The sequence below is a fragment of the Aeromonas sp. Y289-2 genome, from assembly GCF_027705925.1.
GTDB lineage: Bacteria > Pseudomonadota > Gammaproteobacteria > Enterobacterales > Aeromonadaceae > Aeromonas > Aeromonas veronii.
Genome location: NZ_JAPDCH010000025.1, coordinates 1 through 21,583, shown reverse-complemented (window position 1 = coordinate 21,583; position 21,583 = coordinate 1). Strand labels below are relative to the sequence as shown.

The following is a 21,583-nucleotide window of genomic DNA, read 5'->3' as shown; positions in this document are numbered from 1 at the left end:
GGAGAAGGATTCGAACCTTCGAAGGCAGAGCCGTCAGATTTACAGTCTGATCCCTTTGGCCGCTCGGGAACCCCTCCCCAAGTGCGAGGCGCATACTATCAGATCCAGAGGCTTTGTGAACCCCTTGATGAGGCATCTGGCAGTAAAAAATGACTGTTCGTCGATTTTTTGATACATACAGCTCAAAATTCAAGCTTATCAGCAAGTTGTGCGCTGCTTTTCTGCACAAAACAGCATCCGTGCAAGTTGGCTATCGCGCTGAAGAGAAGGCCGATAGCAGAAGACCGCCAGCGTTGGCGGTCTTCCCGGGCATCACATTTAGCGCTGGAACGGGTAGACCGAACCCAGTTTCAGGATCTGGGTCAGTTCGTCCAGTGCGCTGCGGGACTCCTGCACCAGTGCCGGATCCCGCAGGTCATCGAGGGTTAGGCGGTCGCGGTAGTGGCGATCCACCCAGCCATCGAGGCGGGCAAACTGGCTGTCGTTGATGAGGCAGGCCGGATTGACCGCAGCGAGTTCCTGATCGTTCATGGCAACCCGCAGTCGCAGGCAGGCCGGGCCGCCGCCATTGCGCATGCTCTGTTTCACATCCATATAGTGGACCGCCTTGATCGGGGTCTCCTGCGTCAGCAGCTTGCCAAGATAGGCAGAGACAGCCGGATTGTCGCGGCACTCGGTGGGGGCGATGATGGCCATCTCGCCGCTCGGCAGGGTGAGGATCTGGGTGTTGAACAGGTAGGATTTCACCGCATCCAGCACGGATACCTCGGCGGTTGGCACTTCGATAAAGTGCAAATCCCCCTCGCCAAACTTGCCGCTGATCTCGGCCAGCACCGCTTCGGTGTTGAGGAACGCTTGTTGATGGAAGAAGAGCACGTTCTGGTTGCCCACCGCGATCACATCGTTATGGAACACCCCCTGATCGATCACCTCCGGGTTTTGCTGAATAAACACCACGCTCTCCTCGCCAAGGCCATGCAGGCGGGCGATGGCCTGGCTTGCCTCCAGGGTCTGGCGGGCCGGATAGCGCTTCGGCGCCGGGCGGGAGTAGTCAAAGGCGCTGCGGCCATAGACAAACAGCTCGACCCCCGCCTCGCCATAGGCGCGGCAGAGGCGGGTGTGGTTGGCTGCCCCCTCGTCGCCGAAGTGGTCATTCTCCGGCAGATGGATGTGGTGGCTGAAGTGGCGATCATTGTTGAACACGGCTCGCAGGATACGGCCTGTAACGTCCGGCTCCAGGGAGCGGTGAAACTTGTTGGTCAGGTTGGCGGGGGTGAAGTGAATGCGGCCATCCTGGGTATCGGCACTGGGAGAGACGGTGGCGGCGTTGGCGGTCCACATGCTGGAGGCCGAATAGCAGGCAGCCAGTACGGCGGGAGCCTGTTTGGCGGCCTGCTCCAGCACCCGGGCATCGTTGCCGGTGAAGCCGAGGCGGCGCAGGGTGGCGAGGTCGGGACGCTCTTGTGGCGCCAGTACCCCCTGGGTCATGCCAAGCTCGGTCAGCGCCTTCATCTTGTGCAGCCCCTGTTTGGCTGCCTCTTTCGGATTGGAAGCCTCCTGGGCATTGCTCTGGGAGGCAACATTGCCGTAGGAGAGGCCGGCATAGTTATGAGTCGGGCCGACCAGACCGTCGAAATTGACCTCGAAGTGCTTCATTGAGTACATCCTTTCGATTTTTATGATGGGTAGCGGTTCCTTCCGCGCGCAATGCGTCGGGGTTGGGCCATTATAAAGAGATTTTATGTTTTTGTAACAAGCCGGTAACCAGCAGACGTTTTTATGTCGTTTCAGATATAAAAAGAGGGGCGGTATGGCAGAAAATTGAAAAAGCGGTTGCGTCCGGCCTGTTGCCTTCGCATTAATAAATAAAGAAGCAATAAAAGAAGCCGTGTGGTTCGGGCTGGTCAGGCAAATTTGCTCACAAGATTGCTTTTTCGCGCCAAATCTCTTATACAGCCCCACAAAACCGCACACCAACCCCGTCGGGTGCAATGAGGATAATAGTTACAGCATGGGCAAATCACTGGTCATAGTGGAGTCTCCGGCCAAGGCCAAGACGATCAACAAATATCTGGGCAAGGACTACGTGGTGAAATCCAGCGTTGGTCATGTTCGCGATCTGCCCACCAGCGGCAGCGCCAGCACCGAGCCCAAGAAACCTGTCATTCGCGGCATCAAGTTGAGCGAATCCGAGAAGGCTGCCAAGGATCGCAAGGCCCTGTTTGCCCGGATGGGTATCAATCCGACCGCTGGCTGGCAGGCTAACTACCAGATTTTGCCCGGCAAGGAGAAGGTGGTCAGCGAGTTGCAAAGTCTGGCCGAGAAAGCCGACACCATCTATCTCGCAACCGACTTGGATAGAGAAGGAGAGGCGATCGCCTGGCACCTGCGCGAGATCATCGGTGGCGACGACAGCCGCTACAAGCGCGTGGTGTTCAACGAGATCACCAAGAGCGCCATCAAGGAGGCGTTTGCCCAGCCGTCCGAACTCAATATTGACCGCGTCAATGCCCAGCAGGCCCGTCGTTTCCTCGACCGCGTGGTGGGTTACATGGTTTCCCCGCTGCTGTGGAAAAAGCTGGCCCGTGGTCTCTCCGCCGGTCGAGTGCAGTCCGTTGCGGTGCGTCTCATCGTCGATAAAGAGCGCGAAATCAAGGCGTTCGTTCCGGTCGAGTTCTGGGATCTCAATGCCGACCTGCTGACCGCCGACAAGAGCGATCTGCGGATGGAAGTGGTCAGCCGCAACGGGGCTGACTTCAAGCCGGTGACCCAGGCCGAGACCTTTGCCGCTGTCGCAGCCCTGGAAGGGGTCGACTACAAGGTGGTGAACCGGGAAGACAAGCCGACCGGCTCCAAGCCGTCCGCGCCGTTTATCACCTCCACCCTGCAGCAGGCGGCCTCTACCCGTCTGAGCTTCGGGGTCAAGAAGACCATGATGATGGCCCAGCGTCTCTATGAAGCGGGTTACATCACCTATATGCGTACCGACTCCACCAACCTCAGCAAAGAGGCGGTTGAGGCGGTGCGTGAATATATCGGCGAGCAGTATGGCGCGGCCTATCTGCCAGCCGAGCCGAATTTGTATGGCGCCAAGGCCAATGCCCAGGAAGCGCACGAAGCGATCCGTCCCTCCAACGTACAGGTGACTGCCGAGATGCTGGAAGGGATGGAGCCGGATGCCATGCGTCTGTACGATCTCATCTGGCGTCAGTTCGTTGCTTGCCAGATGACCCCGGCTCAATACGACTCCTCCACCCTGACCGTCAAGGCGGGTGAGTTCGAGCTCAAGGCCCGTGGCCGTACCCTGCGCTTCGCCGGTTGGACCAAGGCACTGCCGCCTATGGGTCGCAAGGGCGAAGATAGCCAGCTGCCGGCGGTGACCGTTGGCGAGGTGCTGAAACTGGTCAAGCTGGATCCGCGCCAGCACTTCACCAAGCCGCCTGCCCGTTTCACCGAAGCCGCGCTGGTGCGCGAGCTGGAAAAACGCGGCATCGGCCGTCCGTCAACCTACGCCTCTATCATCTCCACTATCGTCGATCGCGGTTATGTACGGGTCGAGAGCCGCCGTTTCTTCGCCGAGAAGATGGGCGAGATTGTCACCGATCGTCTGGTGGAGAACTTCGTCGAGCTGATGAACTACGAGTTCACCGCCAAGATGGAAGACAAGCTCGATGGCATCGCCGAAGGGAGCCTGGAGTGGAAGAAGGTGCTGGACGCCTTCTACGCCGAGTTTACCCAGGAGCTGGAGAAGGCTGACAAGGCGCCCGAAGAGGGCGGCATGCGTGCCAACCAGATGGTGATGACCGACATCGACTGCCCGGATTGCGGCCGCAAGATGGGCATTCGTACCGCCACCACCGGCGTGTTCCTCGGCTGCTCCGGCTATGCCCTGCCGCCGAAAGAGCGCTGCAAGAAGACCATCAACCTGGTCTCTGCCGACGAGTTTGTCTCCGCCACTGACGGCGAAGAGGCGGAAACCGAAGCGCTGCGCGCCAAGCACCGCTGCGGTGTCTGTGGTACAGCGATGGATGCTTACATCATCGATGACAGCCGCAAGCTGCACGTCTGTGGTCGCAACCCGGATTGCGATGGCTACGAAATCGAGAAGGGCCAGTTCAAGCTCAAGGGCTACGAAGGGCCGAGCATCGAGTGCGACCGTTGCGGAGCCGAGATGCAGCTCAAGAACGGCCGTTTCGGCAAGTACATGGGCTGCACCAACGAGACCTGCAAGAACACCCGCAAGATCCTGAAAAACGGCGACATCGCGCCGCCGAAAGAAGATCCGGTACCGTTGCCGGAGCTCAAGTGCACCCAGTCCGATGCTCACTTCGTGCTGCGTGACGGTGCTGCCGGTCTGTTCCTGGCAGCCAGCAACTTCCCCAAATCCCGCGAGACTCGCGCGCCGCTGGTGGAAGAGCTCAAGCGCTTCAAGGATCGCATCTCCGCCAAGCACAAGTATCTGGCGGGAGCCCCGCTCACTGATCCGGACGGCAACCCCGCCATCGTTCGCTTCAGTCGCAAGACCAAGGAGCAGTACGTGATGAGCGAGGTCAACGGCAAGGCGACCGGTTGGACCGCTCACTACGACAACGGTACCTGGCAAGAGAGTTTGCCAAAGGCTAAAAAAGCCTGATGAAAAGAGGCCCCGACAAGGGGCCTCTTTGCTTATGGATAGCGGTATACTGAGACAGCTGCAAGGAGTGCAGCTGTCATCAATCGCGAAGTAGACAAGGAGGTTGAGATGGAGATTAACGAGATCCGGCCGGGCATGAGCTGCATGACCCGGGAAGGGGCGGCCTATGTGCTGGAGGTTGACCGGCAGAGTCTGCTGGTGCTGCTGCAGCGCGCGGACGAGACCATACCGGTGCAGGTGCGCAGCGACGAGATCCTGGCGCCGCTGGAGTGATCCGGCTGTGATCCCCTCAAAACGGCAGTAGAAAAAGCAGCTCGGCCAGATCGGGCTGCCATTGCCACTCCTTCATTCTGACCCGTCCACCAATCACGGGCACGCCCTCTTCCTGCAGCAATCCCGTCTGTTCGGCAAAGCCTGGCGATCCTTTCGGTAACGAGATGGTGCCCGCTGCGCCCAACACCCGATGCCAGGGCAGTACCTTGTCGGTTTCCCGCAGCACCTTGCCTACCAGTCTTGCCCGTCCGGGCAGCCCCGCCAGATCGGCCACCTGACCATAGCTGACCACCCGGCCTGCCGGGATCAGGGCGATGATCGCTTCGATACGGGCAGCTTTGTTTAATGGGGACGGACTTGGTTCAATGCTCATAGACCCGATTCGTCAAAAACAACAGAAGCGCCATTGTGGCGCTTCTGTCATGAGGCTGGCAATGATTCAACCGAAGGTCTGGCTAAGCCCCTTCAGTTGCTTGGCCCGTTCCAGCAGAGCCTGACTGGAGTGATCGACATCCAGCATCTTCTGACTGTTGGCGTGGGAGTACTCGGAGATCTGGTGGATGCTGCGGCTGATCTCCTCCACGACCGCTTGTTGCTGCTCTGCAGCGGTGGCGATCTGGGTGGAGTGTTCGGTGACCAGCTCTATCTCGGCCAGCACGGTATGGAGGCTGCTGGCGCCCTGGCGAGTCATCTCGGCACATGCGCGGGTCTGTTGCAGGTTCTCCTGCATCATCCCCTTCCAGCGTCCCAGCGTGTGCTGGATCTGCTTGATGCTGCCCTGGATCTGCTCGGTCGCCTTGTGGGTGCGGGTCGATAGAGTTCGCACCTCGTCGGCCACCACTGCAAAACCACGGCCCTGCTCCCCGGCGCGAGCGGCTTCGATGGCCGCGTTGAGGGCCAGCAGGTTAGTCTGCTCGGCGATGCCCTGGATCTCGCCCATGACACTGCCAATCCGTTCGGATTCGCTGGCGAGTTCTACCGCCGAGTTGAACGCCAGCTCTGCCTGTTTGGCGAGCTGTTCGATCTGTTGCTCGGTCTGGTTCAACTGCTGGTTGGTTTGTTCACAACGATTGCGAGCTTCGTTGACCTGACCGTTGGAGTCTTGAATGTTGCGGGCGATCTCGTGAGCTGTGTTGGCCATTTGAGTCATAGCCGTAGCCATCTGCTGGGTCTGGGCATCTTGCTCGTTGATATCGAGACAGGCCTGATGAGAGGCCTGCTTCAGATTGATGGCCAGGGTTTGCAGAGGTGCCGTGGCATCGTTGATCCGCCCCAAAACGGTTCGGATGCGGGCCTGCAGCATCTTGATATGAAAATCGGCAATGGCGCCGGGGTTGTCACCGGAGTAGACCAGCCGGGTCAGACTGTCATATTCACGGCCCAGTTGCTGCAGATAGTGGGGCAGGGCAAAGAGCTCGCGCCAGTAGGCTCCGCCAATAAGCAACAGGGGCAGTAGCATCAGCAGGACGGTCATGGCCCCTTGGCTGGCGAAGGTCCAGCCCATCAGGCCGAGCAGCAGCAGGGTAATGGCCGGGGTGCGTACTTTGGCAAGAGAGGGTAGGTTGCTGCTGTTGCCGCGCTCTGCCTTGAGCAGGGCTTGGTAGGTCTGAGCGGCGATGCGCTTGAATTGGGGCTCGGGTTTGCAGCGTACCGACTGGTAGCCGCTGATCCTGTTGCCTTCATAGATGGGGGTCACATAGGCATCTACCCAGTAGTAACGACCATCCTTGCAGCGATTCTTGACGATGCCGCGCCAGGGTTTGCCCTCCTTGAGGCGGGCCCAGAGATCGGCGAAGGCGGCCTTGGGCATGTCGGGGTGGCGTACCAGATTGTGGTTGTGACCGACCAGCTCGTCGGCGCTATAGCCGGCGATGGTGCAAAAAGCCGGATTGGCATAAGTGATCACCCCGCGCAGGTCAGTGGTGGAGACCAGTTGTACGTCGGCAGGAAACTCCACTTCGCTATCCAGGGTATGGACATCTCTGCGGGCCATAGGAATACGCTCCGATGTTCTTGTTGATAATGTTGTCGTTGTTATTGTGGCAGATCTGGAGGTGGCCGCAGGCTCGCGCCAGCAGGAGGCAGACCAGCTTCATTGGGGGCTGGATTTTGCCAATAATGGCGGATGAATGATAGGGGGAAGTTGATGTTTTGTTGGCTAATCGTAAAAAAGGCGGCCGATTGGCCGCCAAAGTAGAGACAACATTACCTCTGTGGCATCCGGTAGCGCACCTGCAACTGATCGAGGATCTGCAGCTGACCCGGCAGGCGGGCGGCGAAGTGCTCCCAGCCCTTGTGGGCGGGATCGCTCCAGGCCACCTCGGCCGTGGCCAGCATACGCGGGAACAACATGTAGTCGAGACGATCACGGCTGGTGATCAATTCTGACCACAAGGGGCTCAGCACCCCGAGGATGTTATCGTTGGCATGGAAATCGGCTGGGGCAGGGTCACACGAGTAGATCTGCTCCAGATTGAGGGTACCCGCCCAGTAGAGGCCGGGTTCATGAATATCGGCGCTCCAGGCGAGATCCAGATAGAGGAACTGGGCGGGCGCCATCACCACCGGATAACCGGCCGCGGCCGCGTCCAGCCCCGCCTGGAAGCTGGTCCAGGCACAGATGGCCGCTTTGCGGCTCACCTTGTCGCCATGCAGGATCTCCTCCCAGCCGATCATCTGTTTGCCTCTGGCGGCCAGATAGCGCTGGCAGTGGCGCAGCAGATGGCCCTGCAGCTCGCGGCAGTCGGCGTAGCCCTGCTCGACCATCAGCTGCTGGCAGGCGGGGCTGTCGGTCCAGACCCCGGTCGGCACCTCGTCCCCCCCCATGTGGATCTGCGGGCCGGGGAAGAGTTCGCACACCTCGTCCAGCACCGCCTCCAGAAAGCGGTAGGTGCCGGGCAGGGCGGGGTTGAGCACGTTGTCATCGAAATGCTGAACCGAGCGGTAGCGGGAGTGATCCGCCGTTTCGATCAGCAGCTCGGGCAGCGCCTTGATGGCGGCGTGGCAGTGGCCCGGAATGTCGATCTCGGGAATGACGGTGATGCCGAGCTCACCGGCATAGCTCACCAGCTCCTTCACCTCGCTCTGGGTGTAGTAACCGCCATAGGGTTCGGCGCCGCCGCTGAGCTGGGGGCCGATCGCCAGATCGTGGCCGCGCCAGGCACCCACGTCGGTCAGCTCCGGGAAGGCCTTGATCTCGAGTCGCCACCCCTCGTCATCGGTCAGATGCCAGTGGAAGCGGTTGAACTTGTAGAGGCTCATCAGCTTGAGCAGGCGCTTGATGGTGGCCGGGGTGTGGAAGTGGCGGGCGCAGTCGAGAAAAATGCCGCGAAAGCCAAAGCGCGGGGCATCCTCCAGCGTGACGCAGGGCATGCTCTCGCCATGTTGCAGATACCACTGGGCCAGCGTGACCAGCCCATGACGCCAGCCCGGTTCGTCGGCGGCGGCAATCACTACCTCCTGCGGCGTGATGGTGAGTTGGTAGGCTTCGGGGGCCAGTTTGGCCTCGGTTAGCCGGATTTCAGCGTCGTGATCCTGCTCCAGCGCCAGCGACGTCAGCTCGTTGAAGTGGGCCAGCAATTTCGGTACATCGCGGGGGGCGCTGACATGAGCCCGCTCGGCCAGCCGGAAGTTCCCCTCCAGCAGTACCAGATGGGCCGGTTGTGGCACGATTCCGGGCAGGGGCTCGACATCCGGCAGGTCGGGGCGGGTTACCGGCGGGTTCTCCAGTCCGAGATCCTGCGCCGCCAGCGTCACCGGCAGCAGCTGGGCACCCGTGGTCGCCTCCGGCAAGCTTAGGAAAAAGCCCTGCGGCATGTCGGAGAGCTTCTTGATGGGGGTCTGGCGGCAGCAAAAGCGCAGTTCGCTGCTGCCAGCGTTCGGGACAATCACTTTGTAGCTGCCGCTTTGGCGCTCCAGCTCGCCCCCTTGCAAGGAGTCGGGGTCGATATGGCGAGCCAGACAGAAGTGCAGCTTCCACTTGGTATCAGGTATGCGGGAGAGGGTGAAGGTGAACCAGACATCCTCGCCGTCACGTCGGGCGACCTGGGTGTGGATCAGGGGTGTAGACATGGAAAATCCTCTGATTGGGCAAACAGGATGGCGCCATCGAGCGCATCTGCCTGGGGGGGGATCAGGTTGAGCTGGCCGAGACGGGGAGCGAGGCGGGTGCCAATCCCCCCCAGCAGGGCGATCTGTCTGGCACCGAGCTGGGTCATCCCCTCCAGCAGGATCCGCAGCTGTTCGCAGGTTTCGTCCAGCAGCTGATTGGCGAGCTCGTCGCCATCGCTGGCGGCATCGAACACCCAGGGGGCAAAGTGGCCATAGTCCGCCGGAATGGCGCGGGCGGCCCAGCGTACCACCTCGGCCTGATCCCGCTTGAAGCGGTCCATCAAGCGGATGGCGAGGGTGCTGGGGGGCAGAATGCCGTCGTGGCAGAGCAGGGATTGCTGGATGGCGCGCAGCCCCAACCAGGCGCCGCTACCTATGTCTGAAATGGGGAAGCCGCGGCCGGAGCAGGTGCGGATCTGCCCCTCCTGATAGACCAGCCCCACCGAGCCGGTACCTGCGATCAGAATGGCCCCCTCACGGCCGCCAAAGGCGCCGAGGCAGGCACCGAAGGCATCGGAGGTGAGTCTGACGCTGGCAAAGGGGAAGGGCATCTCGAGCAGGGCGTGATAGCAGTCGGCCAGCTCGGCGGAGGCGAGCGCCAGTCCGACCCCCATCTGCTGTTCACTCTCGATAGCGATCCCGGCGGCAAGGCGGGCGCTGGCGATGGCAGCCAGCACATTGGCGTGGGCATGGGGGATGCCCAGCTCCAGATTGGATCCTGCCGCGCGCCCCTCTCCGAGCAGCTTGCCCGCCCGATCCCGAATGCGGGCGCGGGTGTGGGTGCCCCCGCCGTCGACCCCGACCCAGAACTCAATCATGGCGACCTCCCTGCTCATGTCGATCACTCTGCGCACTCTGCCAGCTGATAGCCAGGGCAAACCAGGCGGCGTGGGGGATCCACTGCTCGCCCCAGCGCCAGTTCTGATCCAGCCGATCCTTGTACTCCTCCGGAATAAAGGCCACCTCATTTTCGTCATCAAACCCTGAGGTGATGCCGTTGCAGATGCCCCCCTGCGCATTGGGATACCCGGCGGTATAGGCGGGGTTGTTGATGCCGTGGCCCGCCAGCATGCAGGCGTTGAAGGGGTTTTGCCCGAGGATCCAGTCGAGCTGGTGCTGACCATAAGTGAGCAGCGGCTGGCTCTGGCGGGGGAAGTGGCGGGCGCCAGCAAAGGCCATGGTCGCCAGAGAGGCGAGGCGGGCATTCTCCCCCTGCCACCAGTAACCGGATTCGTTGTTGTGGGGCATAAAGAAGCTGACGCGCGGCGCTTCATCCACCCCTTTCACATATTGGCGGGCGAGGGAGAAGGGGTTGCCCGCGCGGGCGCAGAGCGCCAGCTCGGCGGCCAGCGCCTGCTCCACTACGGTTTGTACCCGGGCCTGGTGCCCCTGATCCGGCTCTACGCCCAGATATTCCAGCAGCGCCAGCACCGGCAGGCCCGCCTCGGCGGCGTGATAGTAGGGGCGCGAGCCATCCTCGTTGGCCGACCAGTAGTGACCCAGCTCAGGATGAGGACGCTGGCGGGCACAGAGCTTGCTGGCACGGGCTCTCGCCTCATTCAGCCACTCGGCGCCGAAAGTGCGGGTCAGCTCCACCGCTGCCAGCAGGGCGCAGTAGTCGTCGATGATGTTCTCGACCCCGTCATCGAGGTAGGCAAGGTTGTGTTCGCACAGATGCAGGTAGCCGCGTTTGGCTGCCTCGGCGTAGCGGCTGGCATCGAAGTCGCCGCTGACGCTCTCGCGGGCGGCGCGGGCCAGCGCGGCGATGGCCATGCCGCCCCCTTGGCGAAAACCCGCCTGCCAGTTGGCGGATTTGATCCCCTGTTGGGTGGCATAGGCGCACAGCTCGCGCTGGGCAGGATCCTTGCTCCACTTGTCGAACAGGGTCATGAAGAAGAAGCCCGACTCATCCTGCATCCGGCAGAGGAAATCGGCGCCGTGCAGCGCCTCGTCATTGAGCCGCTTGCAGAGGTTCACCCCGTCGATATCGCGGCGCGGGGCCAGCAGTTCGCGGCACTTGAGCAGGGCCCACACCACCATGGGGGTCTGCTGGGGGTTGAGGTAGTTGGCGTAGGAGAGGTGGCTCAGGTACTTGCTCATGTCGCCGCTGGCATCGAACCAACCGCCGTGCACATCTTTGTGCTGGTCGGTGCCAAACAGGCGGGCGTTGCGGTCGGCCCGATCGAAGGTGCCGCTGGCGCGCTGCCCTTTGAAGTAGTGGATAACGTCCGAGAGGCAGCGGCTGGCCAGCAGATCCTGGCCGATGGCAAAACGGGTCGAGCGGACTATGCCTTGGGCAGTGATCGCCTCCAGCCGATAGTGGCCGGGCTCCTTGAAGGCGGAGAAGTCGGCGCGCCAGTAAGCGCGCCCTTGCCAGCCTGGGACGCTGCCAGCCGGTTGCAGCGGGGTTTCAAACAGGATCTGGCCATCATCAAGGCGTTGCAGCCTGACATAGCCGCCGAGATCAGGGGCGGGGGAGGTTTGCAACAGGGCGACCTTGTGTCCGTCGCACTCGTAGCCCACCTGATTGATCAAGAGTTCCATCAAGGTATTACTCCTGTGGTTCACCGCCGGGCGGTGAGGCACATCACGGGGCTGTGGCCGCCCCGTATCGAGGCATGGCCGGACAGGGTTGTCCGGCCGGTATCGGGTTCACCTTCACTCGTAGAGGTAGCAGCGCACGAAGTGGTTGTCGGCAAGCTTGGTGATGGGGGGCAGCGCCTCCTTGCAGCGGGGCATCGCCTGATTGCAACGCCCGGCAAAGGGGCAACCGCAGGATTCCGGCGTCCAGAGCGGGATCTCCCCCTTGCGGCCTCCTTCCAGCTCGGCGTGGATGCTTTTCTCCGGGTCGGGCACCGCCGAGATAAGCAGTTGGGTGTAGGGGTGCTGCGGGTGGTGCAGGATCTCATCCACCTCGCCCCACTCCACCATGTGTCCCACATACATGACTGCCAGATCTTCCGCCACATAGCGGGCGGTGGCGATGTCGTGGGTGATGTAGAGCATGGAGACGCCGAGCTCGTTCTTCATCTGCTCCATCAGGTTGAGGATGCCGATGCGAATGGAGACGTCGAGCATGGAGGTGGGTTCGTCCGCCAGCACCACTTCAGCCTCCACCGCCAGATTGCGGGCGATGTTGACCCGCTGGCGCTGGCCGCCGGAGAGCTGGTGTGGATACTTGGCCGCGGTCGCCTTGGCAGGAGTCAGGCCGACCTTCTCCAGCAGGGCGTAGACCATGTCGGGCAGCTCTTTTTTGTCGATCACCTTGCTGTGCAGCAGCAGGGGGCGTGCGATGTGGTGATAGATGGTGTGGGTTGGGTTAAGCGACCCGAACGGATCTTGCCACACCATCTGCACGCTCTGGCGATAGTCCAGCAGGGCGGTGCCCTTGTTGAATTCCTCCAGATCGTGGCCGCGATAGAGAATGCGCCCGGCACTGAGCTTGTACATCTTGGCGATGATCTTGGCGATGGTGCTCTTGCCAGAGCCCGACTCCCCGACCACCGCCAGGGCGCGGCCCCGGTGCAGGTTGAAGGTGATGTCGGAGAGGGCCCGCATCTTGCCACTCTTGATGGCATTGGAGTTGATGGGGAAGTCCTTGTAGAGGTGCTGGACTTCGATGATGGGTGCATCGGTTTTGGCGATTTGCATGACAGACATCCTTAACAGCCAGCGGCCTTGTCCAGATAGATCACGGAATCTTGTTGCAGTCCCTGCTCCTCATAGAGGTGGCAGGCGGTCTGTTGCCCGGGGCGGATCTCGACCAATCTGGTGTACTCCTGACGGCAGCGATCGTGCACCTTGCCGCAGCGGGCCTGAAAGCGGCAGCCGACCGGCACCTCCAGCAGGTTGAGCGGGGTGCCCGGGATCCCTTCCAGCACCTTCTTCGGCCCGTGCAGGGGCGGGAAGGAGTTGCCGAGCCCTCTGGTATAGGGGTGCAGCGGCGCGGTCAGGATCGCCTTGGAGGGAGCGACCTCCACCAGTTCACCGGCATACATGATGCCGATGCGATCGCAGAACTCCACCATCAGGGAGAGGTCGTGGGTGATGAACAGAATGGAGAAGTTGAACTTCTCTTTCAGGGCATAGACCTTCTGCAGGATCTCCCGCTGTACCACCACATCGAGCGCCGTGGTCGGCTCATCCATGATGAGCAGCTCGGGGTTGAGCGCCATGGCGATGGCAATCACCAGCCGCTGGCGCATGCCGCCGGAGAACTGGTGCGGGTAGTCCTTGAGCCGGCTCGGGTGGATATCGACGATGGTGAGCAGCTCCTGGGCGCGCTTGATCGCCTCGTAACGGGTCATGCCGGGGTTGTGGGCCAGCAGCACGTCGCAGAACTGCTCCTCCATCCGCAGCACCGGGTTCAGGGCGTTCATGGCGGACTGGAACACCACCGACACCTGTTGCCAGCGGTAGGAGCGCAGCCGCTCGTCGTTGTAATGGAGGATGTTCTCTCCCTTGAACAGGATCTCGCCACCGCTGATGTAGGCGGGCGGCTTGTGCAGCCGGGCCACCGAGAATGCGACGGTGGACTTGCCGCAACCCGACTCACCGGCGAGACCGAAGATCTCGCCTTGTCGGATATCGAAGCTCACCGAGTTGACGGCGCGCACGTCGCCATTTTCGGTGATGTAGTCGACGCAAAGATTGCGTACTGACAGCAGGGGATGCTTGTTCATGCTGTCTTCTCCTGTGCGGCAGAGAGTGGTGTTGCGACCGGTGTTGCAAGTTTCTTCCAGCGGCTCAACCCTTTGTGGGAGCGCAGCTGCGGGTTGGCAATCTCGTCGATGGCGAAGTTGAGCAGGGCCAGACCGGCACCCAGGGTGGCGATGGCGAAGCAGGGGGCCAGGATCTCCCACCAGGCGCCGACCAGAATGGCACTGGAGGTCTGGGCGTTGTAGAGCATGATGCCCCAGCTCACCACAGTCGGGTCGCCAAGCCCCAGGAACTCCAGGGTCGCTTCGGTGACGATGGCGTAGATGATGGAGCCGATGAAGCTCACCCCGATGATGGAGATGAGGTTGGGCAGGATCTCTACCAGAATGATGCGCCAGGCCGGCTCGCCCAGTACTTCGGCGGCGATGACGAACTCTTTCTCGCGCAGGGCCAGGGTCTGGGCACGGATGACCCGCGCGCCATAGGCCCACGAGGTCAACCCTATTATCACGGCAATCACCGCCGGTGACGCCTCCCCGATAAAGCTCGCCAGCACCAGTAGCAAGGGGAGGTTGGGGATCACCAGCACCACGTTCATCAGGAAGGTGAGGCACTCATCCACCAGACCGCCGAAGTAACCGGCGGTGATGCCGATGGCGACGGCCAGGGTGCAGACCAGCAGGCCTGCGCTGAAGCCCACCAGCAGCGAGATACGGGCACCGTTGGTGAACTGGGCCCAGATATCGTGGCCCATGCGGGTTGAACCCATCACGAACTCGGCACTGGGCGGCTGGTGCGGGCGAGCCACCCGTTTGGTCGGTTCGTTGCTGGCCAGAATGGGGGCAAAGAGGGCCATCAGTACGAAGGCAACCACGATGGCGAGGCCACAGGCAGCCTTCTTGTTGCCCAGCAGGATCTTGAGAATGGTCGGCATACGCATCTTATTTGCCTCCTGTACGCAGACGGGGATCCAGGAAGACGTAGAGCACGTCGGCCAGGAAGTTGAAGCTGAGCATGGTGATGGTCATGATGAGCAGCTGCCCCTGAATGAGCGGGTAGTCGCGGGCCAGAATGCCCTGATAGAGGGTCAGGCCCAGGCCGGGATAGTTGAAGATCACCTCGGTGATGAGGGAGCCACCGATGACGAAGCCGAGCGCCATGGAGAGGGCGGTGACGCTGGGCAGAATGGCGTTGCGGGCGCCGTAGTTGAAGATCACCCGGTTGCTGGAGAGCCCCTTGGCCTTGGCCATGGTGATGTAATCCTCGCCCAGCAGGTTGATCATGTTGTTGCGCATGGTGATGAGAAAGCCCCCCACCTGCACCACGGCCAGGGTCAGCACCGGCATGATTGCGTGGGTCATGATGCTCTTGATGTGCTCCCAGCCCCAGTCAGCCTTGATCTCCGGGCTGTAGGCGTAGCCGATGGGCAGCCACTCGAGGCTGACCCCGAACAGGAACAGGGCGAGCAGGGAGACCACCACCGGCGGAATGGCCTGCATCACCAGGGTGAGCGGGGAGAGAATGCTGTCCATCCGGCCGCCGCGATACCAGGCGGCGAAGATGCCGACGATGGAACCGATGGAGAAGCTCAGGATGGTGGAGGTGCCGACCAGAAACAGGGTCCAGCCGATGGCACGGCCCAGCACGTCAGAGACCTGCTGTGGGTAGAAGCGCACCGAGGTGCCGAGATCCCAGGTGAAGACACTCTTCACATAGGTGAGAAACTGGGTGCCGATGGGGCCGTCGACAAAGCCGAAGGTGGCTTTGAGGGCTTCCAAGGCGGCGGGTTCCATCATGGCGCCAGCGCGGGCAAACATCACGGAGACAGGATCCCCTGGCATGGCACGGGGTAACAGGAAGTTGATGGTGGCGGCTACCAGAAAGGCAACCAGATAGAAGGAAAAGCGTCTCAGTATGAATCCCATGATAGTACCTTTTACTGCAAGTCTGCCCCGCGTCGGGTATAGCTACCCCAACCCCGGCGGTGCCGGGCAAGAAGGGGATTAACGGGGAAGATGGCCCCCCGCAGGGGGCCGGGATTGTTTAGCTGTTTGGCTTGAGGGACAACACGTGCAGCAGACGCTCAGGGGTATCCGGGTGGAGCTGAGGTTTGGCTACCGGGTTATCAGCACTGAACCAGCCGTTGAAGCGCTTGGTGCTGTACTCGTACCAGGTCGGGTTGTTGAAGACCGGAATGATGGTCTGGTTGGCACCAACACGATCCTGGATGGCGAACATGATCTCCTTCTGCTTGGCCGCATCGGCGGTCTGGGTGAAGTCATCGATCAGCTTGTCGAGCTCGGGGTCCTTGTAACGGGGCGCGGCGAAGCGGTTGCCACGGTCACCCATGTTGCGGGAGTGGAACGCAGTCTCGAAGTACTTGTGCGGGTTGGCACCGGCAAAGTAACCCTGCAGGGCGACATCGAAGTCACCGGTGATCAGGTTCTCGGTCCAGACGGTCGCTTCCGGGGTGGCGGTCTTGGCGTTCAGGCCCAGCGCCTGCAGCCCTTCTACACCAATCTGAACTGTGTTGACCCAGTCGGTCCAGCCGTTCGGTACCAGTACCTTGAACTCGATCTTTTTGCAGCTCGGGGTGTCGAGGAACTTGTCGCCGTCACAATCCTTGTAGCCTGCCTCTTTCAGCAGGGCCTTGGCCCCTTCCAAGTCGAACTTGTTGTACTTGCCGTACTTCTTGTCCACTTCCGGGTTGTTCCAGGAGTCAAAGGCTTTGCCCAGACCTGACGGGTACTCGTTGACGGTGGGGTAGCCGTAGCCCGCGATATCCACCATGGACTGGCGGTCCATCGCCATGGAGAAGGCGCGGCGGAAGTTGATATCGTTGAAGGCTTCGTTATTGCCCGGGTTCTTGGTCTGGAAGTTGACGTTGAACGCCACGGTACCGGAGGCCGGGAACCAGTATTTGTTGTTCTTCGGATCGTTGCCGACGTAGAGGCGCTCGATATCCGGCACGAAGGAGCCGAACCAGTCGATGTCACCCTTCATGACAGCAGCCAGCACCTGGTCGTTGGTGGCCATCTGCGGCATGCGGATACAGTCGATAGCGAGGTTGGCGTTATCCCAGTAGTGCGGGTTGCGGCACTGGGTGTAGAGCTGGGCAGAGAAGTTGTCCACTTCGGTGAAGGGGCCAGTACCAACCGGCTTGTCGTTGGTGAAGGCAACCGGATCTTTCACCGATTTCCACTGATGCTCCGGCACGATTGGTACCAGCACCAGATCATTCACCACGTTGGTGTTGACCTCGGTCAGGTCGAATTTGACCTTGTTGGGGGCCAGCTTCTCGACGCTTTTGATCTGGGTCCAGATAGAGCGCTCATCCAGCGCCTTGTTGGCCTTGACCAGATTGAAGGAGAAGATGATGTCATCGGCATCAAAGGCTTCGCCGTCAGACCACTTCACGCCGTCACGCAGATCGAAGGTGACGGATTTCAGGTCATCGCTGAACGCATAGTTGGTGGCCAGACGATAGACGGGTTTGCCCCCTTGCATATCGTTGAAGATCACCAGCGGCTCATAGATGAAGTGACGGGTGGTGTGCAGCAAGCCCGCTTGCAGGAAGGGGTTGAAGTTCTTGACCCAGGCGGTTTCCTGCTGTGCGACCATGGTCAGCACGGTTTTGTTTTCTGCGGCCATGGCGTTACCGGCGGCACCGGCAAGCATCATGGTTCCCAGCATTACAGCGGTAGAGATTTTGGATACTTTGGCAAGCATATGTTTTCCTTTCTTATTTTTTGGCATTCCCGAGGGTTCGCCTTGTTTTGTGTGAGCACCGGTTTCGCATGCTGATGAAATCGGCCCTCTGTGTTGGTCAGGTGTCTAACCTTTGTCGTTCTGTTTTCCAACGCCCTAAGCAAACCAGAATTAACAGGAAAACAACAACTATTGATTTCGTTGTTTTCGTAAAAATTGACGGTGTTACGTCAATCTCGTCAAAATGCTTTTTTATCTGTTTAAAATCATTGGTTTGCGTTATTTGCTCTCGCGTAGGAAGTGGCTGTGAAAATGGCGTATATGACAAATTTGTGAATTGGATCTGCTCTCGGTTTCGGGGTCGGGCTGGGCTTTGTTTTGCATAAAAAGAAACCAGATTGCCAATTGTGATCCGGCGCCCGTTTAGGGCGCCGTGTCACGGTTTGCGGTTGGCGAGTTGACGCAGGGTCTGTGCGCTGTGCTGCAATTGCTGGCGCTGGTGATCATTGAGCGGGCAGTGGCCCAGCACATACTCGGTGGTGGCCACGACCGTCTTCCAGCGTGGCGACTTGGGCAGGGTGTCCAGACTCAGGTATTTGTCGAGGGTGCGGGTCTGCGGGCTGGATCTGTCCATATAGACCCGCCACAGCTTGCTCTTCTCCGCCAGCACGATTTTGCCCTTGCCGGTCCCCTGCTGCCAGGCATCCAGGGTGAGCTGCATGGTCTCTACCAGCGCCCGGCGCAGCGGCTCGTCATCCTGCTGGCGAATAAGGTCGTCGGCCAGCGAACGGAACTCGCCACCCAGGCGGCTCAGCTCGCCCAGCAGCTGTTCATCTTCGATGATGGCTTGCCGCGAGAGGTTCTTGAGGGCGTTCTCCAACGCCATTACCCGGTTCTCATCCTGACGCAGCTCGGTACTCAGAGTGAGGGCGAAAGCGGCCTGTCCTCCGAGCGTGATAGGCAGAGCGCGGGCGTTGAGTACATCTTTTTGCCCGGCCACCAGAAATTCCAGATTGTGTTCCCGCTCGCTGGCAAGGTCGGGCCACTGCTGTTGCAGCGGAGTGGCGAGCCACTCATTGAGGGGCTGCCCCTCCATGGCTTCCGGCTCCTGTCCCAGCAGGCGTGCCAGCACCCGGGAGGCAAACAGCACTATGCCTTGCTCGTCGATAAAGATCATGGGGTCGGCCCCTTCACCGAGCAGGGCCAGCAGGCGCTGCTGATCCTGATGCAGTCGATCCTGCAGGGTGAGGCGATGTTCGATCTCCTGCTTCAAGAGCCGGTTTTCTACCAGCGAGGCGCGTCCGGCCTTGGCCTCCAGCAGTGCCTTGACCCGGGCAAACAGCTCCTCCTTGCAGAAGGGTTTGACCAGATAGTCGTTGGCACCGGCCCCGAAGCCCTCCTCGATATCCTTGGGCTGGTTGAGGGCGGTGAGCAGCAGCACCGGCAGCATATCTTTCGGGTGTTGCTGGCGCAGGCGACGGCAGACGTCAAAACCGGAGAGGGTCGGCATCATCACATCGAGCAGGATGAGGTCTACCGGCTCCTCGGCCAGCTTGGCCAGCGCATCGTGGCCATCACTGCTGGGCAGGATGCGGTAGCCGCAGGGCTGCAGCAGATGGCGCAGGATGTGCAGGTTGATGGGCTCGTCATCCACCACCAGAATGAGCGGAGCATCCTCGGGGGGAGGGGGCAGATCGTCGCTCTCCCAGTCCGGCAGGATCAGAGGTTGCTGGCGCACCAGCTGATGCTCGATCTGGCGGCTGTCGAGAGTCAGATTGGCCGCTTTGCCGGTGGCAAGGGGCAGGGTAAAGGCGAAGGTAGAGCCAACGCTCGGCTCGCTCTCGACAAACAGCTCGCCCCCCATCAGGTGCACCAGCTGGCGGGTGATGGAGAGGCCAAGGCCAGCCCCCTGCTTGCTTACCTCCGGGCTCATCTGCACCAGCGGCTCGAAGATGTGCTCCAGATGATCGGGGGCGATGCCGATGCCGGTGTCGGTGACCTTGATGCGCAGGAAGTTGTTCTCGACGATGGTACTGAGCACCACCTTGCCCTGCGGCGTGTACTTGATGGCGTTACCCACCAGGTTGTAGAGCACCTGTTCGAGCCGCTGCTCGTCGGCCAGCACCGGCGGCAGTTCGGCCGGGCTGATATCCACCAGGGTGAGGGGTTTGGCCTGCACCAGATGCTGGCAGAGGTCCAGCACCAGCCGGATAACCCCTTTTGATGAGACGGGCTGGGAGTGGATCTCCAGTTGGCCATAGCGCATCTGGTGGTAGTCCAGCAGATCGTCCACCAGACGGGCCAGGCCGTCTGCACTCTTGATGATGAGCCCGAGCTGCTTTTGCTGCCCTTCGGTCAAATCCTGCTGGCTGGCGAGCATCGACTCGGCCATCCCCTTGATGCCGTGAATGGGGGTACGCAGCTCGTGGGAGGTGTTGGCCAGCAGTTCATCCTTGAGCTTGTCCGCTTGCTGCAGGCTGAGGTTCTGCTTGTGGGTCAGCTTGACCTGCTGTTGCAGCTCCTGGGTCTGCTGTTCGATCAGTTCGATCTTGTCCTTCACCGAGCGCTGCATATGGCGAAATGCCTCGGCCAGCCGGTCGATATCATCGCCGGTGCGCTCGATGGCGATGGGGTGATCCAGCGCGCCGTCGGCCACCTGCTCGGCCGCTTCGGTCAGGGAGCGCAGCGGCGCCGTGATGGAGTGGGAGAGCCAGCGGGAGAAGAGGATCAGCAGCAGTACCGAACCCGCGCCCAGCACAATTACCAGAGTTTCCAGCTGGCGGATCGGGGCATAGGCTTCCCGGGTGGAGATCTCGGCGATAAAGGCCCACTCGGTATCGAACACCTTCACCTGGGTGTAGGCGGCCAGCACCTCGTCATCCTGATAGGAGTGGAACAGCCCGACCCCCTGCTCGCCGGAGAGCGTCTTGGTGATGAGGGGGGTTTGCAGCGGCCGGAAATTGGGGCTGAAGCTGTTCTCGACGCTGAACTCCGGTGCCAGCCAGGCATCGGCGCGCATCCGCTTGTCAGGGCCGATCAGGATAGTCTCGCCGGTCTCGCCCAGCCCCTCCCGCTCCGCCATGATCTGGTTGAGCTTGTCCGGCAGTAGCTCGAAAATCACCACCCCGCGCACATAGTCGTACTGCATCACGGGGGCTGCCATGTAGGCGACCACCTGCCCGGTCAGCTCGTTGCGGCCAAAATCGGTGAACTCGAAGATCTGCTGTGGTTTCTGGCCGCCATCAAGGCGGCGTTTGATCTTGGCGAAGGTCTGGCCCAAGCCACTGCCCTGATAAGGTCCGGAGAGCAGATTGGTGGCAAAGTTAGGGTGCTTGGTGACCGAATAGACCACATCACCGTTGAGGTCCACCAGAAAGATGTCGCTGTAGTTGGACTTGCGCACCATGTCGGCATAGCCGCGATGAAAGCGTTGGTGCACCCGGCCATACATCTCGTCGGCGAGGATAAGTGCCGTGATGGAGGGTTCGATCTCCACCTGACTGTCCGGTTTGCGCAGTTGATCCCAGGAGCCGGGCAGATAGCGGGCCTGAGCACGGCTGCGGGCCTCCTGCGGTGTGGTGCCCAGCTTCTCGAAGGCGCCGGTAAAGCCATAGAAACGGCCGATACTGTTGCCGGCAAAATCCTGCTGGGAGAAGTTGATGATCTGCTCTTTGAGGTTGTTGAAGTAATCCTCGAGCTGACTCTTCTTGATATTACGGACGGAGACCAGATGGTTGGAGGTCTGGGTGGTGAGATCCTTGCCGTGGCTGTATAGGAAGAAGAGGGTGATGACCAAAAAGGGCACCATGCCCAACATGAAAAAAGCCAGCATTAACTGCGGCCTGAGCCCACGAAGCGTGAAGATCCATTTCATCTTGTGATTTTCAATTGAGAATCCGGTTATTAAGCCGCTCAAGTCTCGAACGAAAGCGTAATCATTTCAACGACTTTATCCCAAATTCGCTTGGTGGGTCACAGCTGGCTGGAGAAAAATGCAGCAAGGCGTTTAAACCCTGAGCAAACAGTCTGCATCAGGGCTTTAATTGCGAAAAAGGGGTTGTGCTGGCGCTCGTGGTACGTATAATGCGCCTCGTTGTCAGGCAACTGGCACGAAAGCAGTAACGCGGGAATAGCTCAGTTGGTAGAGCACGACCTTGCCAAGGTCGGGGTCGCGAGTTCGAGTCTCGTTTCCCGCTCCAA

Annotated in this window: 14 protein-coding genes and 1 tRNA gene; 3 read left to right on the top strand and 12 right to left on the bottom strand. The window is 60.7% G+C overall.

Annotation, left to right across the window (positions count from 1 at the left end):
* Window positions 1-318: 318 nt before the first annotated feature.
* A complete protein-coding gene (astB, locus tag OKC43_RS20835) occupies window positions 319-1,656 on the bottom strand; it encodes an N-succinylarginine dihydrolase (RefSeq protein WP_236271226.1) in 1,338 nt (445 codons plus the stop codon).
* A gap of 355 nt (window positions 1,657-2,011) precedes the next feature.
* On the opposite strand from astB, the gene topA reads away from it, so the two are divergent.
* Both topA and OKC43_RS20825 read left to right on the top strand, forming a co-directional pair.
* A complete protein-coding gene (topA, locus tag OKC43_RS20830; protein WP_005362158.1) occupies window positions 2,012-4,633 on the top strand; it encodes a type I DNA topoisomerase in 2,622 nt (873 codons plus the stop codon).
* Between the two features lie 108 nt (window positions 4,634-4,741).
* Window positions 4,742-4,906 carry a hypothetical protein gene (locus OKC43_RS20825; protein ID WP_005334891.1) on the top strand — a complete coding sequence of 55 codons (165 nt, stop codon included), beginning with the start codon at window positions 4,742-4,744 and terminating at the stop codon, window positions 4,904-4,906.
* A gap of 16 nt (window positions 4,907-4,922) precedes the next feature.
* Here OKC43_RS20825 and OKC43_RS20820 read toward each other — a convergent pair whose 3' ends face one another.
* From OKC43_RS20820 to OKC43_RS20770, 11 genes are all read right to left on the bottom strand, one after another.
* The gene (locus OKC43_RS20820; RefSeq protein WP_236271227.1) at window positions 4,923-5,279 is read right to left on the bottom strand and encodes an MGMT family protein; all 357 of its coding nucleotides are present in this window, start codon (window positions 5,277-5,279) and stop codon (window positions 4,923-4,925) included.
* A 66-nt stretch (window positions 5,280-5,345) separates the two neighbouring features.
* Entirely contained in the window at window positions 5,346-6,899 is a 1,554-nt protein-coding gene (locus OKC43_RS20815) for a methyl-accepting chemotaxis protein (protein WP_201957959.1), read from the bottom strand.
* Window positions 6,900-7,111: 212 nt separating this feature from the next.
* On the bottom strand, window positions 7,112-8,977 hold the full coding sequence (locus tag OKC43_RS20810) for a beta-N-acetylhexosaminidase (protein ID WP_236271228.1): 1,866 nt from the start codon (window positions 8,975-8,977) through the stop codon (window positions 7,112-7,114).
* Window positions 8,962-9,834 (bottom strand): BadF/BadG/BcrA/BcrD ATPase family protein, encoded by an 873-nt coding sequence (locus OKC43_RS20805; RefSeq protein WP_005347722.1) that lies wholly within the window; start codon window positions 9,832-9,834, stop codon window positions 8,962-8,964. The genes OKC43_RS20810 and OKC43_RS20805 overlap by 16 nt, the downstream gene beginning before the upstream one ends.
* Window positions 9,827-11,560: a glycoside hydrolase family 9 protein gene (locus tag OKC43_RS20800; RefSeq protein ID WP_236271358.1), complete on the bottom strand. Its 1,734-nt coding sequence runs from the start codon at window positions 11,558-11,560 to the stop codon at window positions 9,827-9,829. Before OKC43_RS20800 ends, OKC43_RS20805 begins: the two co-directional genes overlap by 8 nt.
* Window positions 11,561-11,674: 114 nt before the next feature.
* Entirely contained in the window at window positions 11,675-12,667 is a 993-nt protein-coding gene (locus tag OKC43_RS20795; protein WP_005353824.1) for an ABC transporter ATP-binding protein, read from the bottom strand.
* 11 nt (window positions 12,668-12,678) lie between these two features.
* The gene (locus OKC43_RS20790) at window positions 12,679-13,698 is read right to left on the bottom strand and encodes an ABC transporter ATP-binding protein (protein WP_157162152.1); all 1,020 of its coding nucleotides are present in this window, start codon (window positions 13,696-13,698) and stop codon (window positions 12,679-12,681) included.
* On the bottom strand, window positions 13,695-14,615 hold the full coding sequence (locus OKC43_RS20785; protein WP_005353820.1) for an ABC transporter permease: 921 nt from the start codon (window positions 14,613-14,615) through the stop codon (window positions 13,695-13,697). Before OKC43_RS20785 ends, OKC43_RS20790 begins: the two co-directional genes overlap by 4 nt.
* Before the next feature lies 1 nt (window position 14,616).
* On the bottom strand, window positions 14,617-15,600 hold the full coding sequence (locus tag OKC43_RS20780; RefSeq protein WP_005353818.1) for an ABC transporter permease: 984 nt from the start codon (window positions 15,598-15,600) through the stop codon (window positions 14,617-14,619).
* Window positions 15,601-15,718: 118 nt separating this feature from the next.
* The gene (locus tag OKC43_RS20775) at window positions 15,719-17,404 is read right to left on the bottom strand and encodes an ABC transporter substrate-binding protein (RefSeq protein WP_005353816.1); all 1,686 of its coding nucleotides are present in this window, start codon (window positions 17,402-17,404) and stop codon (window positions 15,719-15,721) included.
* A gap of 415 nt (window positions 17,405-17,819) precedes the next feature.
* Window positions 17,820-21,257, bottom strand: coding sequence for an ATP-binding protein (locus tag OKC43_RS20770; protein ID WP_236271229.1), 3,438 nt, complete (start codon window positions 21,255-21,257; stop codon window positions 17,820-17,822).
* Between the two features lie 249 nt (window positions 21,258-21,506).
* On the opposite strand from OKC43_RS20770, the gene OKC43_RS20765 reads away from it, so the two are divergent.
* A tRNA-Gly gene (locus OKC43_RS20765) sits at window positions 21,507-21,582 on the top strand.
* Window position 21,583 lies beyond the last annotated feature (1 nt).

Bases quoted from the DNA above. Each gene is read 5' to 3' on its own strand.
- astB (WP_236271226.1), bottom strand. From the start codon at position 1,656: ATGAAGCACTTCGAGGTCAATTTCGACGGTCTGGTCGGCCCGACTCAT.
- topA (WP_005362158.1), top strand. From the start codon at position 2,012: ATGGGCAAATCACTGGTCATAGTGGAGTCTCCGGCCAAGGCCAAGACG.
- OKC43_RS20825 (WP_005334891.1), top strand. From the start codon at position 4,742: ATGGAGATTAACGAGATCCGGCCGGGCATGAGCTGCATGACCCGGGAA.
- OKC43_RS20820 (WP_236271227.1), bottom strand. From the start codon at position 5,279: ATGAGCATTGAACCAAGTCCGTCCCCATTAAACAAAGCTGCCCGTATC.
- OKC43_RS20815 (WP_201957959.1), bottom strand. From the start codon at position 6,899: ATGGCCCGCAGAGATGTCCATACCCTGGATAGCGAAGTGGAGTTTCCT.
- OKC43_RS20810 (WP_236271228.1), bottom strand. From the start codon at position 8,977: ATGTCTACACCCCTGATCCACACCCAGGTCGCCCGACGTGACGGCGAG.
- OKC43_RS20805 (WP_005347722.1), bottom strand. From the start codon at position 9,834: ATGATTGAGTTCTGGGTCGGGGTCGACGGCGGGGGCACCCACACCCGC.
- OKC43_RS20800 (WP_236271358.1), bottom strand. From the start codon at position 11,560: ATGGAACTCTTGATCAATCAGGTGGGCTACGAGTGCGACGGACACAAG.
- OKC43_RS20795 (WP_005353824.1), bottom strand. From the start codon at position 12,667: ATGCAAATCGCCAAAACCGATGCACCCATCATCGAAGTCCAGCACCTC.
- OKC43_RS20790 (WP_157162152.1), bottom strand. From the start codon at position 13,698: ATGAACAAGCATCCCCTGCTGTCAGTACGCAATCTTTGCGTCGACTAC.
- OKC43_RS20785 (WP_005353820.1), bottom strand. From the start codon at position 14,615: ATGCGTATGCCGACCATTCTCAAGATCCTGCTGGGCAACAAGAAGGCT.
- OKC43_RS20780 (WP_005353818.1), bottom strand. From the start codon at position 15,600: ATGGGATTCATACTGAGACGCTTTTCCTTCTATCTGGTTGCCTTTCTG.
- OKC43_RS20775 (WP_005353816.1), bottom strand. From the start codon at position 17,404: ATGCTTGCCAAAGTATCCAAAATCTCTACCGCTGTAATGCTGGGAACC.
- OKC43_RS20770 (WP_236271229.1), bottom strand. From the start codon at position 21,257: ATGAAATGGATCTTCACGCTTCGTGGGCTCAGGCCGCAGTTAATGCTG.